This is a genomic window from Cognatishimia sp. SS12 (genome assembly GCF_028369055.1).
Taxonomy (GTDB): domain Bacteria; phylum Pseudomonadota; class Alphaproteobacteria; order Rhodobacterales; family Rhodobacteraceae; genus Cognatishimia.
This window is the reverse complement of record NZ_JAQNCZ010000005.1, coordinates 283,906-298,060: the sequence shown is the minus strand read 5'-3', so window position 1 is coordinate 298,060 and position 14,155 is coordinate 283,906. Positions and strand designations below refer to the sequence as shown.

Annotated in this window: 18 protein-coding genes; 13 read left to right on the top strand and 5 right to left on the bottom strand. The window is 58.7% G+C overall.

The genetic code is table 11. The features are described 5' to 3' along the window. Positions 1-70: 70 nt before the first annotated feature. Complete coding sequence (locus N6L24_RS13150) at positions 71-322, top strand: excalibur calcium-binding domain-containing protein (RefSeq protein ID WP_334312325.1); 252 nt, start codon at positions 71-73, stop codon at positions 320-322. Here N6L24_RS13150 and ispH read toward each other — a convergent pair. Both ispH and N6L24_RS13140 read right to left on the bottom strand, forming a co-directional pair. Then, a complete protein-coding gene (gene ispH, locus N6L24_RS13145; RefSeq protein ID WP_271845140.1) occupies positions 319-1,284 on the bottom strand; it encodes a 4-hydroxy-3-methylbut-2-enyl diphosphate reductase in 966 nt (321 codons plus the stop codon). The two genes, N6L24_RS13150 and ispH, sit on opposite strands and share 4 nt — an antisense overlap. A gap of 123 nt (positions 1,285-1,407) precedes the next feature. Next, complete coding sequence (locus tag N6L24_RS13140) at positions 1,408-1,980, bottom strand: LabA-like NYN domain-containing protein (RefSeq protein WP_271845139.1); 573 nt, start codon at positions 1,978-1,980, stop codon at positions 1,408-1,410. Positions 1,981-2,138: 158 nt separating this feature from the next. Between N6L24_RS13140 and folK the strand changes: the two genes are divergently transcribed. From folK to recO, 12 genes are all read left to right on the top strand, one after another. Continuing rightward, positions 2,139-2,699, top strand: coding sequence for a 2-amino-4-hydroxy-6-hydroxymethyldihydropteridine diphosphokinase (folK, locus tag N6L24_RS13135; RefSeq protein WP_271845138.1), 561 nt, complete (start codon positions 2,139-2,141; stop codon positions 2,697-2,699). Between the two features lie 74 nt (positions 2,700-2,773). Further along, on the top strand, positions 2,774-3,130 hold the full coding sequence (rpoZ, locus tag N6L24_RS13130) for a DNA-directed RNA polymerase subunit omega (protein WP_271845137.1): 357 nt from the start codon (positions 2,774-2,776) through the stop codon (positions 3,128-3,130). Between the two features lie 35 nt (positions 3,131-3,165). Beyond that, positions 3,166-5,304, top strand: a complete 2,139-nt coding sequence (locus tag N6L24_RS13125) for a RelA/SpoT family protein (protein WP_271845136.1) — start codon at positions 3,166-3,168, stop codon at positions 5,302-5,304. 23 nt (positions 5,305-5,327) lie between these two features. Then, positions 5,328-5,999 carry a DUF2062 domain-containing protein gene (locus tag N6L24_RS13120; protein WP_271845135.1) on the top strand — a complete coding sequence of 224 codons (672 nt, stop codon included), beginning with the start codon at positions 5,328-5,330 and terminating at the stop codon, positions 5,997-5,999. A 68-nt stretch (positions 6,000-6,067) separates the two neighbouring features. Continuing rightward, the gene (locus N6L24_RS13115; RefSeq protein ID WP_271845134.1) at positions 6,068-6,817 is read left to right on the top strand and encodes a pyridoxine 5'-phosphate synthase; all 750 of its coding nucleotides are present in this window, start codon (positions 6,068-6,070) and stop codon (positions 6,815-6,817) included. Between the two features lie 51 nt (positions 6,818-6,868). Continuing rightward, on the top strand, positions 6,869-7,312 hold the full coding sequence (locus N6L24_RS13110; protein ID WP_271845133.1) for a hypothetical protein: 444 nt from the start codon (positions 6,869-6,871) through the stop codon (positions 7,310-7,312). Then, on the top strand, positions 7,309-7,731 hold the full coding sequence (gene acpS / locus N6L24_RS13105; RefSeq protein ID WP_271845132.1) for a holo-ACP synthase: 423 nt from the start codon (positions 7,309-7,311) through the stop codon (positions 7,729-7,731). Before N6L24_RS13110 ends, acpS begins: the two co-directional genes overlap by 4 nt. 51 nt (positions 7,732-7,782) lie before the next feature. Further along, positions 7,783-8,610: a signal peptidase I gene (gene lepB, locus N6L24_RS13100; RefSeq protein WP_271845131.1), complete on the top strand. Its 828-nt coding sequence runs from the start codon at positions 7,783-7,785 to the stop codon at positions 8,608-8,610. Next, entirely contained in the window at positions 8,607-9,290 is a 684-nt protein-coding gene (gene rnc / locus N6L24_RS13095) for a ribonuclease III (RefSeq protein ID WP_271845130.1), read from the top strand. The genes lepB and rnc overlap by 4 nt, the downstream gene beginning before the upstream one ends. After that, entirely contained in the window at positions 9,287-10,192 is a 906-nt protein-coding gene (gene era / locus N6L24_RS13090; protein ID WP_271845129.1) for a GTPase Era, read from the top strand. The genes rnc and era overlap by 4 nt, the downstream gene beginning before the upstream one ends. Then, positions 10,189-10,521 (top strand): DUF1491 family protein, encoded by a 333-nt coding sequence (locus N6L24_RS13085; RefSeq protein WP_271845128.1) that lies wholly within the window; start codon positions 10,189-10,191, stop codon positions 10,519-10,521. Before era ends, N6L24_RS13085 begins: the two co-directional genes overlap by 4 nt. Positions 10,522-10,581: 60 nt before the next feature. Continuing rightward, positions 10,582-11,310: a DNA repair protein RecO gene (recO, locus tag N6L24_RS13080; RefSeq protein WP_271845127.1), complete on the top strand. Its 729-nt coding sequence runs from the start codon at positions 10,582-10,584 to the stop codon at positions 11,308-11,310. On the opposite strand, the gene N6L24_RS13075 is transcribed toward recO, so the two are convergent. The 3 genes from N6L24_RS13075 to N6L24_RS13065 form a co-directional block, all read right to left on the bottom strand. Next, a complete protein-coding gene (locus N6L24_RS13075; protein ID WP_271845126.1) occupies positions 11,288-11,683 on the bottom strand; it encodes an META domain-containing protein in 396 nt (131 codons plus the stop codon). The genes recO and N6L24_RS13075 overlap by 23 nt on opposite strands. Beyond that, a complete protein-coding gene (locus tag N6L24_RS13070; RefSeq protein WP_271845125.1) occupies positions 11,680-12,240 on the bottom strand; it encodes a TetR/AcrR family transcriptional regulator in 561 nt (186 codons plus the stop codon). Before N6L24_RS13070 ends, N6L24_RS13075 begins: the two co-directional genes overlap by 4 nt. Before the next feature lie 199 nt (positions 12,241-12,439). After that, entirely contained in the window at positions 12,440-14,125 is a 1,686-nt protein-coding gene (locus N6L24_RS13065) for an acyl-CoA dehydrogenase family protein (protein ID WP_271845124.1), read from the bottom strand. Between the last annotated feature and the right edge of the window lie 30 nt (positions 14,126-14,155).

The window sequence follows — 14,155 nt, the reverse complement described above, 5'->3', positions numbered from 1 at the left end:
GACCGGGCCGCGTCCAGCTTAATTTGCGCGCGGAGGGCCTGCGCTTGCAAAGCGCGCATAGCGGTCACATATGGACGAGATGAATTTTATTAAAATTATCTCTTTTTCCACACTGTCGCTCATGGCCGCCGCACCCTCAGTTGCCGCGCAGAGCTGTCACACCAGTTACCAAGGGGCCTGCCTGCCGCCCAATGGCCCAGACGTTGATTGTGCATCGGGCTCGGGCAATGGGCCGCTCTATGTCCAAGGTCCCATCCGCGTGGTCGGGCCTGATCCTTACGGGCTTGATCGGGACGGGGATGGCGTCGCTTGCGAGCGTTAGAGCGCCGCGGCTTGTTCCACATCTCGCAGCACGCGCGGCACTTTGAAGTTCACGGTCTCAACGGCGGTTTCCACCACTTCGACCGTCACATCATAGCGATCGCGGAACGCATCAATAACTTCGTTCACCAGCACTTCGGGGGCTGAGGCACCGGCCGTGATGCCGACCGAGGTGATGCCGTCAAGCGCGCGCCAGTCGATATCTGTGCCGCGCTGAACCAGCTGCGAATAGCTGCAGCCCGCCTTTGCGCCGACCTCGACCAAGCGGCGCGAATTGGAGGAATTTGGCGCGCCCACGACCAGCATGGCATCGCATTTCTCGGCCATGGCTTTCACCGCCAGCTGTCGGTTCGTGGTGGCATAGCAGATGTCTTCTTTATGCGGGCCGACAATCTTGGGAAACCGTTTGTTAAGCGCGGCAACAATGCCGATGGTGTCATCGACAGACAGGGTCGTCTGGGTCACAAACGCCAGCTTTTCAGGATCACGTACCTCGATGGTGTCTACGTCAGCCTCGGTCTCAACCAGCAGCACCTCGCCGTCGGGCAACTGGCCCATGGTGCCGATGGTTTCCGGGTGGCCAGCGTGGCCAATCATGATGATTTGCAGCCCCGCTTCTGAATGGCGCTCAGCCTCGATATGGACTTTGGAGACCAGCGGGCAGGTTGCATCCACAAAGACCATCTCGCGGCGGCTCGCCTCGGCGGGGACGGATTTGGCAACGCCATGGGCAGAAAAGATCACCGGGCGGTCATCGGGGCAATCGCTCAACTCTTCTACAAAGACGGCGCCTTTTTCGCGCAGCCCGTCGACGACAAATTTATTGTGCACGATCTCATGGCGCACATAGACCGGCGCACCCCATTTTTGCAGCGCCATCTCGACAATCTTGATGGCCCGATCCACGCCCGCGCAAAAGCCGCGCGGTGCAGCGAGAAAGATGTTCAGCTTTGGTTTGCTCATGCCGAGGCCCTCTGATCTGTTGCCTCAGAGGTAATTCCTTCGCACGGCGAGGTAAAGGCCGTGTGGCAGGCAGGGTGCCTATCGAGGACTGAAAAACCGGGGCGCGGGGCCCCGGTCTGATCCTTAGGCAGAAGAATAGTCAGTTTCTTCTTCGCCCGGTGCCGGTTCGCGCGGCGGACGGCCAATGACATCCTTCAGACCTTCAAGTTCAATGAAGTTATCGGCCTGACGGCGCAGTTCGTCAGAGATCATCGGCGGTTGGCTGCGGATGGTGGATACCACCGATACGCGCACGCCCTGGCGCTGCAGGCTTTCGATCAGGGGGCGGAAATCGCCATCACCTGAGAAAAGCACAATGTGATCGACATGTGGCGCAAGCTCCATCGCGTTGACTGCAAGCTCGATGTCCATGTTGCCTTTGACCTTACGGCGGCCTTGGCTATCTGTGTATTCCTTGGCCGGTTTCGTGACCATGGTGAACCCATTATAATGCAGCCAGTCCACCAGCGGGCGGATCGGCGAGTACTCGTCATTTTCCAGAAGTGCCGTATAGTAAAAGGCGCGCAGCAGTTTGCCGCGTCTCATGAACTCTGCTCGAAGGAGTTTATAGTCGATGTCAAACCCCAGCGACTTTGCCGCCGCATATAGATTCGACCCGTCAATGAACAGCGCAAGCCGTTCGTCCTTGTAAAACATTAAATGTCCTTCCAGTAAAATACCGCGCGACTGAGTGAGTGAGAAAAAAAATATGCGCGCGTGGAATACTTAGGCTAAAGATTTTTGTTTGGCTCGCAAGAGGCGGTGGTTGGTTCTTCGGTATGGGGGCTAATTCTTTCGGATAGGTGTGAATAAAGATGAGTAATTACAGTATGTTGGCTTTTGGTGGGAATGCCGATTCCGACCATGGATCACCGCTGGAAACGATAAAGTTCGCGCTCCGGTCGCTGCCCGATCATGGCGTCTTCTCGCATAGGGTGAGCGATTGTTTTGCGACCCCGGCTTTTCCGGCCGGATCGGGGCCCGATTATGTCAATGCCGCTGCCGTTGTACGCAGCGATCTGGACCCAGCTGCGCTGCTTTCGGTGTTGCATCGGGTTGAGGCGGCCTGCGGCCGGGTGCGGCACAAACGCTGGGGCGCGCGCACGCTTGATATTGACCTCATCGGGCAGGGGGCTTTGGTGCGCCCGGACCGGGCCACATTCGAACATTGGCGCGATTTGCCATTGGCGCAGCAGACCACCCGCGCACCAGAGCAACTGATTCTCCCGCATCCGCGATTGCAGGACCGCGCTTTTGTGCTGGTGCCACTTGCCGAGGTCGCGCCAGACTGGATTCATCCGGTTTCCGGCCTATCTGTAACTCGGATGCTGGAAAAATTGCCGGAAAGTGACCGCAAAGCCGTTGTGCGCCTATGACAATCTGCTTGTAACCCGGTCTGATCCGTCCTAGATACACACTTTCTGATCCAGACCAGATAATGGAGTGCCCGATGGCCCGCGTTACCGTAGAAGATTGCGTCGACAAGGTTCCTAACCGTTTTGAACTTGTGATGCTTGCCGCACATCGTGCGCGCGAAATTTCTGCCGGTGCCGCCATCACCGTGGACCGCGACAACGACAAAAACCCTGTTGTGTCCCTGCGCGAGATTGCTGAAGAAACTCAGACCGCAGATGAATTGCGCGAGCGTCTGATCGAAAGCAACCAGCATCAGATCGAAGTGGATGAACCTGAAGAGGATTCCATGGCGCTGCTGATGGGTGCGGAAACTGCAGACAAGCCATCTGACGACGACATGTCCGAAGAAAAGCTGCTGCGCGCGCTGATGGAAGCACAAGGCCAAGGCTGACGCCGGGCCCGAACCTCAGGGGAAGACGAGGCACTATGATTCCGGCTGACGATCTGGTCGAACTCGTCCGGGCCTATAACCCCAAAACCAACGAAAAACTCATCCGCGAGGCCTATGACTTTGGCCTCCAGATGCATGAGGGGCAATTCCGGCATTCGGGAGAGCCCTATTTTACCCACCCCATCGAAGTCGCCGCGATCCTGACGGAACAGCAGCTTGATGATGCGACCATCATCACCGCGCTCCTGCATGACACGATCGAAGATACCAAAGCCTCATATGGCGAGGTGTCCGCACGCTTTGGCGAAGAGGTGGCCATGCTGGTGGATGGCGTCACCAAGCTGACCAACTTGCAGCTCGCCTCCAGCGAGACCAAACAGGCCGAAAACTTCCGCAAGCTTTTCATGGCGATGTCCAAGGACCTGCGGGTGATCCTGGTCAAACTGGCCGACCGGCTGCACAACATGCGCACGATCCGCGCCATGCGGCCACAAAAGCAGGTGGTGAAAGCGCGCGAAACCATGGATATCTATGCGCCGCTGGCCGGGCGGATGGGGATGCAATCCATGCGCGAGGAGCTCGAAGATCTCGCCTTCAAGGTGCTGAACCCCGAGGGGCGCGCCTCGATCATGCGCCGCTTTATCACGCTGCAAAAAGAAACCGGCGATGTGGTTGAGCGCATCACCAATGACGTCACCACGGAACTCGACAAGGCGGATATCACTGCCAGTGTCATTGGCCGCGCCAAAAAACCCTATTCGATCTGGCGCAAGATGCAGGAAAAGGATCAGGGGTTCTCGCGTCTGTCGGACATCTATGGGTTCCGCATTATCACCCAGACCGAAAATGACTGCTACCGCGTGCTAGGCGCGATCCACCAGCGGTGGCGAGCGGTGCCCGGACGGTTTAAGGATTACATCAGCCAGCCAAAATCAAACGGCTATCGTTCCATCCACACCACGGTATCAGGCCGCGACGGGCGCCGCGTCGAAGTGCAGATCCGCACGCGGCAAATGCATGATGTGGCCGAAACCGGCGTGGCGGCGCATTGGTCCTATCGCGATGGCGTGCGCGGCGAAAACCCTTTTGCGGTGGACCCGGCGCGCTGGATCCGCTCGTTGACCGAGCAGTTTGACAGCGAAGAGGATCACGCTGATTTCCTCGAAGCGGTCAAGCTTGAGATGTATCAGGACCAGGTGTTCTGTTTCTCGCCCAAGGGCGATGTGGTCAAACTGCCCCGCGGCGCGACGCCCATTGATTTTGCCTATGCGATCCACACCCGGATCGGCAATGCCTGCGTTGGGGCCAAGATCGATCATATTCGCGTGCCGCTGTGGACGCGGATCAAGAACGGTCAGTCGGTCGAAATCATCACCGCCCATGGGCAGATGCCGCAGGCCACCTGGCTGGATGTCGCAACCACCGGCAAAGCCAAATCCGCCATTCGCCGCGCCTTGCGCGCGCAGGATCATGAACGCTTTGTCAAACTGGGTTATGAGCTCGCCCGCGCGGCGTTTCACCATGTGGGCAAACGCCCGACGGAAAAAGTTCTGGATATGGCGGCGCGCCAATTGCGGCTGGATGACCGCGAAACCCTGCTGGCGCGACTTGGCAGCGCAGAGCTGAACGCCCATGAAGTCGTGGAGGCGGTCTATCCGGAACTGACCCCTGATGAGCGCGAAGAGGTCTCTGCAGATCGTGCGGTTATCGGCCTGTCACCCGACCAGAACCTGCAGCGCGCGCCCTGTTGTGACCCCCTCCCGGGGGAGCGCATCGTGGGCATCACCTACCGCGGCAAAGGCGTGGTGGCCCATGCGATAGATTGCGAAAACCTCTCGCATTTCGAAGATCAGCCCGAACGCTGGATGGATTTGCACTGGCAGACAGGCAAGCATAAGGCGGTCTATGGGGCCACGATTGACCTGACGATTGCCAATGATGCAGGCGTTCTGGGGCGCATCTGTTCGTTGATTGGCGAGCACAAGGCCAATATCGCTGATCTGGAATTCACCGACCGGAAGCCCGATTTCTTTCGGCTTTTGGTACATGTGGAGCTGCGCGACACAGAACATCTGCATTCACTGATGCTGGCCCTACAGGCCGAAAGCGAAGTGGCCGCGATTGAGCGTCACCGCGACCCAAGCCGCGCCACTCCGACCGTCCAACCAGAGTAGCCCCAACCCACAAGGAAACGCCATTGGTCTTTAAGCGCCGGGACAGACGACCAATCCTGCAGATGGTACAGGATTTCTTCTGGCCCCGTGGTGGCTGGACGCGGGCGTTTTACTATGTCCGGCATCGGCTGCGGCGCTTGCCCGGCTCTCCCGAACGGATCGCGCGCGGGCTTTGGGCCGGGGTGTTCACCACATTCACCCCCTTTTATGGGCTGCATTTCGTGGTGGCGGCCATGATGTCTCGGCTGGTGCAGGGCAACCTTTTGGCGGCTCTATTGGGCACATTTTTTGGCAATCCGCTCACTTATATTCCGATTGGGGTGATTTCGCTTAAGACCGGGCATTTCCTGCTGGGCACAGAGTTTCAGGAAGGCCAGGAAAGCAGCCTTGTCGGCAAGTTTGGCAATGCGGGCGGCGACCTTTTGCATAACTTCTGGGCGATGTTCACGGACGCCGACATGGATTGGCGCGGGCTGTCGATCTTTTGGGATGAGGTCTTCTATCCATATTTGATCGGCGGCATCCTGCCCGGTTTTGTAGCGGCCACTGTGGCCTATTATCTGTCGGTGCCGGTGATCCGGGCCTATCAGAAGCGGCGCGCCAAGCAGATTCAGGCCAAGTTTGAGAAACTGAAATCGAAAGCGGAACGCGCCAAGGCGCAGGTTTCAGATGGCGCAGCCAAGGCCAAAAAATAACGAAAATTCGGTTTTCTCTGCGCCCGGCTGCGTCTAGGGTCGGCGCAAAAGACGAAGGAGCGGACGCCATGCTGCGCTTGGGTGTAAATATTGATCACGTTGCCACAGTGCGCAATGCGCGCGGCGGGGCCTATCCTGATCCAGTGCGCGCGGCCAAATTGGCCGAGGCGGCGGGCGCGGATGGGATCACCGCGCATCTGCGCGAAGACCGCCGCCATATCATGGATGCGGATATCGACGCCTTGATGGAGGCACTGACAGTGCCGTTGAATTTTGAAATGGCGGCCACCGACGAGATGCAGCAAATCGCGCTGCGCCATAAACCCCACGCCGTCTGCATCGTGCCTGAAAAGCGCGAGGAAAAGACCACCGAGGGCGGGCTAGAGGTCGCCCGTGAGGAAAACCGCCTGGCGCATTACATCGCGCCTTTACGTGATGCAGGTTGTCGGGTCTCGATCTTTATTGCAGCGGACCGCCCGCAAATCGAAGCGGCGCATCGCATTGGCGCACAGGTGATCGAGCTGCACACTGGGGCCTATTGCGACTTTCACGCCGAAGGCAAATTTGCCGAGCGCGATGCCGAATTGGCGCGGCTGACCAAGATGGCCAGCTTTGCCCATGGGCTTGGCCTTGAGGTGCATGCCGGGCATGGGCTGACCTATGATACTGTCCAGCCTGTTGCCTCGCTGCCAGAGATCAAAGAATTGAACATTGGCCATTTTTTGATGGGCGAAGCACTGTTTGTTGGCATGGACGCCTCGATCAAGGAAATGCGTCGTTTGATGGATTTGGCGCGCGCCGACCAACAAAGCGCATGACAATAGAGCGGTGCCATCCCATCATATGACTAACACATTCGGAGATTTGACGTGCTGAAATCCGCTTTGATTGCATCCATGCTGCTGGCCACACCCGCCATGGCACAAGAGATTTCTGAATGCGACTGGCAGGCCCGTGCCGATGCGATCTATGAGCCATGGGAAGAGTTCTCACGCAGCTATGCCAATGGCGCTGTGCGACTTGCCCTGCTGGATACCATCGAGCCTGCGGCTGGCTCGTTCCATTTGCTGGTGTTGTCCCCGCCTTACGACGAAGTCGGTGGCCGCCAATGTCGCACCATCGGTGTCGCTGGCGGCATGGGGTTTAGCGGCATTGGCTTTGAAGAGCTGAATGCCCACTATGATCCAGACGTTGGTCTGATCTTTGACGTGCAGGTGATGTATTTTGACAGCGAGTTCGATGATTTCTCATCAGGAGACCTCTACTTCAATCTTAACCAAGACACTGGTGTGATTGAGGCGTTTTTGGAATGATCCTTGGGATCGGGACAGATCTTGCGAATATCGACCGTATTCAGGGCACGTTGGATCGGTTTGGCGACCGGTTCAAAAACCGCGTGTTCACAGAGCGGGAGCAGATGAAGGCCGAGCGCCGCAAAGATATCGCTGGCACCTATGCCAAGCGCTGGGCCGCCAAGGAAGCCTGTTCCAAGGCTTTGGGCACCGGGCTTGCCATGGGCATCGCCTGGAAGGACATGCACGTCAGCAACCTGCGCAGCGGCCAGCCAATCATGGAAGTCACCGGCTGGGCCAAGGAGCGACTTGAGACAATGACGCCGCCCGGACATCGGGCGGTGATCCATGTGACCCTGACCGATGATCACCCCTGGGCGCAGGCTTTTGTGGTGATCGAGGCCCTGCCGATCAGCGATGACGCAGGCACAGCGGGTTGACACTTGGCCTGCCGGGTCGCATGTAACCGCAAACCAAGCCGGAGAGACAGAATGGCATCTGAGGCCTCATCAAAGCCCAACAGCATTGTGGAAACCATCAAAACGGTGGTCTATGCGCTGCTGATCGCGGGTATTTTTCGCACGCTATTCTTTCAACCGTTCTGGATTCCGTCCGGCTCGATGAAAGACACACTGCTGATCGGCGATTTCCTCTTTGTGAACAAGATGGCTTATGGCTACTCCTATGCTTCCTGTCCGTCGTTGCCGTTCATTGGCGTGGATGCGCGCGATATCTGCGGCGTGTTTGATGGCGAGAATGAGCGCTTTCTTGGGTCTGAGCCAGAGCGCGGCGATGTTGTGGTGTTTCGCCATCCGGTCACGGGTTCTGATTTCATCAAACGTCTGGTGGGGCTGCCTGGTGACACAGTGCAGATGAAAAACGGTGTTTTGCATCTCAACGGTCAGGCCGTGTCCCTGGACCACGGCGGCGTCTTTGAAGAGGTGTCTGAACCGCAAGGGCCGCAGGGCAACTTGCCACGGTGCGAAAACGGCCCAGTGGGCACCGGCGGCACCTGTCAGAAAACCCGCCTGATCGAAACCTTGCCGGGCGGCACGCAACATGCGATCTTGAATATCGATAATTCCTTTGTCGACAACACAGGCGTCTTTACCGTGCCTGCGGGGCATTTCTTCTTCATGGGGGACAACCGCGACAACTCCACCGACAGCCGCGTGCCGCAAAGCCGTGGCGGGGTGGGCTTTGTCCCGTTCGAAAACTTGATCGGACGCGCCGATCGCATCATGTTCTCTTCTGCAGGTCGGTCGATGTTTGCCTTCTGGACCTGGCGGGGGGATCGTTTCTTTAAGGGCGTCAATTGAAGATTTCAGCGGAATTGAAAGCATTGGAAAAACGGCTGGGGCATCAATTTGGTGCCCCTGAGCTGTTGGTGCGGGCTGTCACCCATTCGTCGATGTCCTCGCCCACGCGATCTGACAACCAGCGGCTGGAGTTTCTGGGCGACCGCGTCTTGGGCCTTGTCATGGCCGAAGCGCTGCTGGACCATGACGCCAAAGCCAGCGAAGGCCAATTGGCCCCGCGTTTCAACGCGCTGGTGCGCAAGGAAACCTGCGCCGATGTCGCCCGCGAAATCGGTCTTGGCGATGCGCTGAAACTGGGGCGGTCCGAAATGCTGTCCGGGGGCCGGCGCAAGCAGGCCCTTTTGGGGGACGCCATGGAAGCGGTGATTGCCGCCGTGTACCGCGACGCCGGTTTTGAAGCCGCCAAAGCGCTTATCGTGCGGCTCTGGGGCAAACGCATCGCGTCGGTTGAGGCGGACGCCCGTGATGCCAAGACCAGCCTGCAAGAGTGGGCCCAGGCGCGCGGATTGCAGCCGCCGCGCTATGATCTCGTCAAACGCAGTGGGCCGGACCACGCCCCTGTTTTCACTATTGCGGTCAAGCTGGATAACGGCGAGACCGAGGCCGCAACTGCCGGATCGAAACGTCAGGCAGAACAGGCCGCCGCCAAAGCCCTTTTACAAAGATTGGAGAGCGCATGACCCGCGCCGGATTTGTAGCCCTGATCGGAGAGCCGAACGCCGGCAAATCCACCCTGACCAACCGCATGGTCGGGGCCAAAGTATCGATTGTCACCCATAAGGTGCAAACCACCCGCGCCCGCATTCGCGGCGTTGCGCTGGAAGGTGACGCGCAGATCGTGTTTGTTGACACGCCGGGGCTTTTTACGCCCCGCCGCCGTCTGGATCGCGCGATGGTCGCGGCCGCGTGGGGCGGTGCTGCTGATGCCGACATCATCGTGCTGATGGTCGAAGCCCACCGCGGGATCACCGAGGGTGTGGAACGTATCTTGGAAGGTCTGAAAGACATCGGCGAGGGCCGGACTGTCGCCTTGGCAATCAACAAGATCGACATGGTCAAATCCGAAGTCCTGCTGGCGCTGACACAGGATCTGAACGCCCGCTATGATTTTGCCGAAACCTTCATGATTTCCGCAGAAAAGGGCCATGGCGCAGATGATTTGAAAGCCTGGCTGGCAAAATCGCTGCCCGAAGGGCCATGGCTCTATCCCGAAGATCAAATTGCCGATCTGCCAATGCGGATGATTGCCGCAGAAATCACCCGCGAAAAACTGACCCTGCGCCTGCATCAGGAATTGCCCTACCAGCTGACTGTGGAAACCGAAAAATGGGAAGAGCGCAAAGATGGCTCAGCCCGTGTGGATCAGGTGATTTATGTGATGCGGGATGGCCATAAGGGGATCGTGCTGGGCAAACGCGGCGAAACGATCAAAGCGATTTCGACTGCCGCCCGACAGGAACTGACAGAGTTTCTGGGCCGCAAGGTGCATTTGTTCTTGCAGGTCAAAGTGCGGCCAAATTGGCTGGAGGAGTCCGAGCGCTATTCCGAAATGGGGCTGGATTTCAAAGACGGCAATCAATGACGCGACTGACCGCTGAATTTTGGGTGCAGGCCTATTTGGCGCGATTGCGGCTGGCAGACATTCCGGCCTTTGTCGTCAGCCACGGGGATAACACGGCAGGCGCTGTTCTGGTCAAACTGAACACTTTGGACGGTCAGGCCAAGGCCTATCAGAAAACCTTTGACCTCATGTCCGGCAACCGCGCCTGGATGGTGCTGAGTGAGGGGGCAGAGCCAGACGTGGATGCTGCCTTGCAGAAACAGCGCAGTTTTGATCCAGACCTCTGGGTCATTGAGGTTGAGGACCGCGCCGGCCGCCATTTGTTAGATGAGCCGGGGCTGACGGATTAATTCGCCAATTGCGCCTGCCCGGCCCCGCGCCCTAGGGTGGTCAGAGGGCAAGGGGGTGCTATGGACTGGCGCGATCAAGGTTTTGTCATTTCCACACGCAAACACGGCGAGAATGCCGTGATCCTTGAGGCATTCACCCCGTCCCATGGACGGCATGCCGGGGTTGTGCGGGGTGGCACCAGCCGTAAGATGATGCCGATCCTGCAACCCGGTGCGCAGGTTGATCTGCATTGGCGGGCGCGGCTTGAGGGCCATATCGGCACATTCACGGTGGAACCGGTGCGCAGCCGCGCGGCGGTTCTGTCAGATCGCTTTGCCCTGTCCGGGCTGAATGCCGTCACCAGCCTGCTGGGCTTTGCCCTGCCCGAACGTGAAGCCCACGCGGCGCTTTATGCACAGACTGTGCCTTTGCTGGATCTGCTCGGTCAGAATGATCTGTGGCCCTTGGCGTATCTGCAATGGGAAATGGCGCTGCTGACAACCCTCGGCTTTGGGCTTGATCTGTCCGACTGCGCAGTGACCGGGCGCAACGACATGTTGGCGTATATCTCGCCGAAATCCGGCCGCGCCGTATCAGCCACCGCAGCTGGCGAATGGGCACCGCGACTTTTGCCTTTGCCTCCGGTGATGGTCGGGCAGGGGGATGCCGCGGACGGCGATATCCTTGAGGCGCTGAGCGTCACTGGGCATTTTTTGGAAAACAAGCTTGCCCCAAGCCTTGGAAATCGGCCGCTCCCGGAGGCGCGCGCGCGGTTTCTGGATCAGCTTAGCCGTCGCGCAACAGGTTAAATTCCATCATCTCGCCGCTGTCATTGGACAGGATGAGCGTATCGCCTGAAACCTCGGCGAGGGTCATGGCGTTGAGCGCCCGAAAGAACTGCTGCTCCTTGGCCAATTGGGCGCAGGCGATTTGCGTGGATAGCATCTCGCGCAGCTCAAACCAGGGGTAGGGCGCGGTTTGCGTCGCCCCATAGCCATTGCAGGCCCCTTGGCCCGTCACCGCGCCATTGGTACCAAAGGCGATGGTGGCGCGCGCCGCATAAGGTTGGCCGTTTAGACGCTGCAATTGCCAAGTTCCCGCACCGCCATAGGCGGTTAGGCTTTCATCGGCGCGGCAGGACATCAGGGCAATGAAGCTGATTAGAAGAACAAGTGATCTCATTCTTCTTCATATAGGGCGAGGATCAGATCCACCAAGGTTGCCAGCGCGGGCGCATTTGCGGCCCCGTCGCGCAGAGACAGTTCCTGCATGCCGATCAGCGCACCATAGAGTATGCGCGAAAGCTCAGGGTTTGAGAGGCCAATATCGGCCAGCAGCGCGTTGAGATACTCCATGCGCTTTGCATCAACGCGCGCAACGCCTTCGGCCACTTGCGTGTTGTCACGCGCCCAAGCCCGGATCGCGGGCTCCGCCGCGCGGCCGCCGAATTCTTCGGACGTATCTTCGGCCGCCATGGCCCCGAGCGCGCGCAAGCGCTGAATCGGGTTGTCCTCACTTTCAAGGCTTCGCACCACATTTGCGAAGGCACGTTCTTCCCACAAGGTCAGCATGGCCGCGTGAAAGGCGGGGACATCGGCAAAATGCCAATAGAAAGAGCCCTTGGTTGTGCCAAGGCTGCGCGCCAGCGGTTCGGCCTTTAGTGCGGCTGGACCTTGGCTTGCTAGCGCACGGAATCCAGCGGCGACCCAGGCCTCGGGAGAGAGACGATTCTTTGCCATGCCCAAGGCGTAAGCGGCGCAGACTCAAATCACAACCTGAGATAAAACATACGCTGGGGAATGTGTTCTGAAATTGAAATTTCTGCCGCTGAGCGGCGCATTGAGAGGCGCGTTTGCCTCGTCGCGGGGACAGTGCCACATTTTTGCGCAATGGACAGAAAAAGGCCCGGTCACTGCCGGGCCATTTTCCTGTTGGGCGTTAATCCAGCAATCGCCGCGCGATGACCTGGGCCTGAATTTCGGCCGCGCCTTCAAAGATGCTGAGAATGCGTGCATCGCAAAGGATGCGGCTGATTTCATATTCCAGCGCAAAGCCGTTGCCGCCATGCACTTGCAGCCCGTTATCCGCCGCCGCCCAAGCAACGCGCGCGCCGAGCAATTTGGCCATGCCGGCCTCAAGATCACAGCGCTTGTCGTGATCTTTTTGCCAGGCTGAAAAATAGGTCAGCTGCCGCGCGATCATAATTTCGACCGCCATCATTGCCAGTTTACCTGACACGCGAGGGAATTCGATCAGCGATTTGCCGAATTGCTTGCGGTCAATGGCGTATTGCATCGACACATCCAGCGCCGCCTGGGCAACGCCCACCGCACGGGCGGCTGTCTGAATGCGCGCGCTTTCAAAGGTCTGCATCAGCTGCTTGAAGCCCTTGTTTTCCTCGCCGCCCAGCAGGTTTTCGGCCTTGACCTTGAAGGCATCAAAGCTCAGCTCGTATTCTTTCATGCCGCGATAGCCAAGCACCTCGATTTCCGTGCCAGTCATCCCTTCGGAGGGGAAGGGGTCGGCATCTGTGCCCGGGGTTTTTTCGGCGATGAACATCGAAAGACCCTTGTGGTTGTCGGTCGTCGGATCGGTGCGCGCCAGCAAGGTCATAATCTGGGTGCGGGCGGCGTGGGTGATCCAAGTCTTGTTGCCGGTGATTTCATAGCCGTCGTCGGTCTTGACCGCGCGGGTGCGCAGGCTGCCCAGATCCGAGCCGGTATTCGGTTCGGTGAAGACCGCGGTTGGCAGCACCTCGCCGCTGGCCAGCTTGGGCAGCCATTTTTGTTTTTGCTCTTCGGTACCCCCGCAGAGGATCAGCTCCGACGCGATTTCCGGCCGGGTGCCCAGCGAGCCAACGCCGATATAGCCACGCGACAGCTCTTCGGTCACGACCGCCATGGAAGCTTTGGAAAGGCCAAAGCCGCCGTATTCCTCAGGCAGGGTCAGGCCAAAGACGCCCATGTCCGCCAGCTCCTGAATGACCTCAAGCGGGATCAATTCATCTTTTAGGTGCCAGGCGTGGGCGTGGGGCAAAATCTTGTCCACGGCATAGCGGCGGAATTGCTCGCGGATCATCTCAAGCTCGTCATCGAGGCCGGATTTTCCGACCGTAATATTGGCAGCTTGCTCTTGCATCAACGCGACAAGCCGCTCGCGCGCGGCTTGGGTATTCCCGCCTTCGCTGAGCGTTTGGACCGTCCCTTGCATAAAGGTTTGCATCTCGGCGTGGCTGAGGCCCATATCCTGCGCGCGGATGATTTCGCCCTGGCTCATCGGGATGCCGCCATACATCTGGCTGAGGTATTCGCCAAAGGCGATCTGGAGCAGCAGCTGCTCAAGCTCGCCAAACGTGCCTTGGGAGTGTAGCCCTTCGGCCCAGTTCTGCATTTGGCGCAGGGATTGTTCGTACGTGGCCAGCCACGACAGGCCGTGCGCCATGCTCTGGTGGGCTTCAATCGCGGCACCGGATACACGACCGTCAATCGAGACACGCTGCCGCAAATTTTCAGTAGCAACCGACACAAGCCTTGCGACAGGCGGCAGCGCTTGGGCCGTCAGGGCGAGAAGGTCGGGCAGAATAGTCGCGTGCGTCATTGCAGGGTCGTGTCCGTCATGAGCCATGAATCATATCCTTATTATGCTGCACTGTGC

Excerpts from the sequence above, each read along its gene's own strand:
- N6L24_RS13150 (WP_334312325.1), top strand. The coding sequence starts at position 71 with ATGGACGAGATGAATTTTATTAAAATTATCTCTTTTTCCACACTGTCG.
- ispH (WP_271845140.1), bottom strand. The coding sequence starts at position 1,284 with ATGAGCAAACCAAAGCTGAACATCTTTCTCGCTGCACCGCGCGGCTTT.
- N6L24_RS13140 (WP_271845139.1), bottom strand. The coding sequence starts at position 1,980 with ATGTTTTACAAGGACGAACGGCTTGCGCTGTTCATTGACGGGTCGAAT.
- folK (WP_271845138.1), top strand. The coding sequence starts at position 2,139 with ATGAGTAATTACAGTATGTTGGCTTTTGGTGGGAATGCCGATTCCGAC.
- rpoZ (WP_271845137.1), top strand. The coding sequence starts at position 2,774 with ATGGCCCGCGTTACCGTAGAAGATTGCGTCGACAAGGTTCCTAACCGT.
- N6L24_RS13125 (WP_271845136.1), top strand. The coding sequence starts at position 3,166 with ATGATTCCGGCTGACGATCTGGTCGAACTCGTCCGGGCCTATAACCCC.
- N6L24_RS13115 (WP_271845134.1), top strand. The coding sequence starts at position 6,068 with ATGCTGCGCTTGGGTGTAAATATTGATCACGTTGCCACAGTGCGCAAT.
- acpS (WP_271845132.1), top strand. The coding sequence starts at position 7,309 with ATGATCCTTGGGATCGGGACAGATCTTGCGAATATCGACCGTATTCAG.
- lepB (WP_271845131.1), top strand. The coding sequence starts at position 7,783 with ATGGCATCTGAGGCCTCATCAAAGCCCAACAGCATTGTGGAAACCATC.
- era (WP_271845129.1), top strand. The coding sequence starts at position 9,287 with ATGACCCGCGCCGGATTTGTAGCCCTGATCGGAGAGCCGAACGCCGGC.
- N6L24_RS13085 (WP_271845128.1), top strand. The coding sequence starts at position 10,189 with ATGACGCGACTGACCGCTGAATTTTGGGTGCAGGCCTATTTGGCGCGA.
- recO (WP_271845127.1), top strand. The coding sequence starts at position 10,582 with ATGGACTGGCGCGATCAAGGTTTTGTCATTTCCACACGCAAACACGGC.
- N6L24_RS13075 (WP_271845126.1), bottom strand. The coding sequence starts at position 11,683 with ATGAGATCACTTGTTCTTCTAATCAGCTTCATTGCCCTGATGTCCTGC.
- N6L24_RS13070 (WP_271845125.1), bottom strand. The coding sequence starts at position 12,240 with ATGGCAAAGAATCGTCTCTCTCCCGAGGCCTGGGTCGCCGCTGGATTC.
- N6L24_RS13065 (WP_271845124.1), bottom strand. The coding sequence starts at position 14,125 with ATGGCTCATGACGGACACGACCCTGCAATGACGCACGCGACTATTCTG.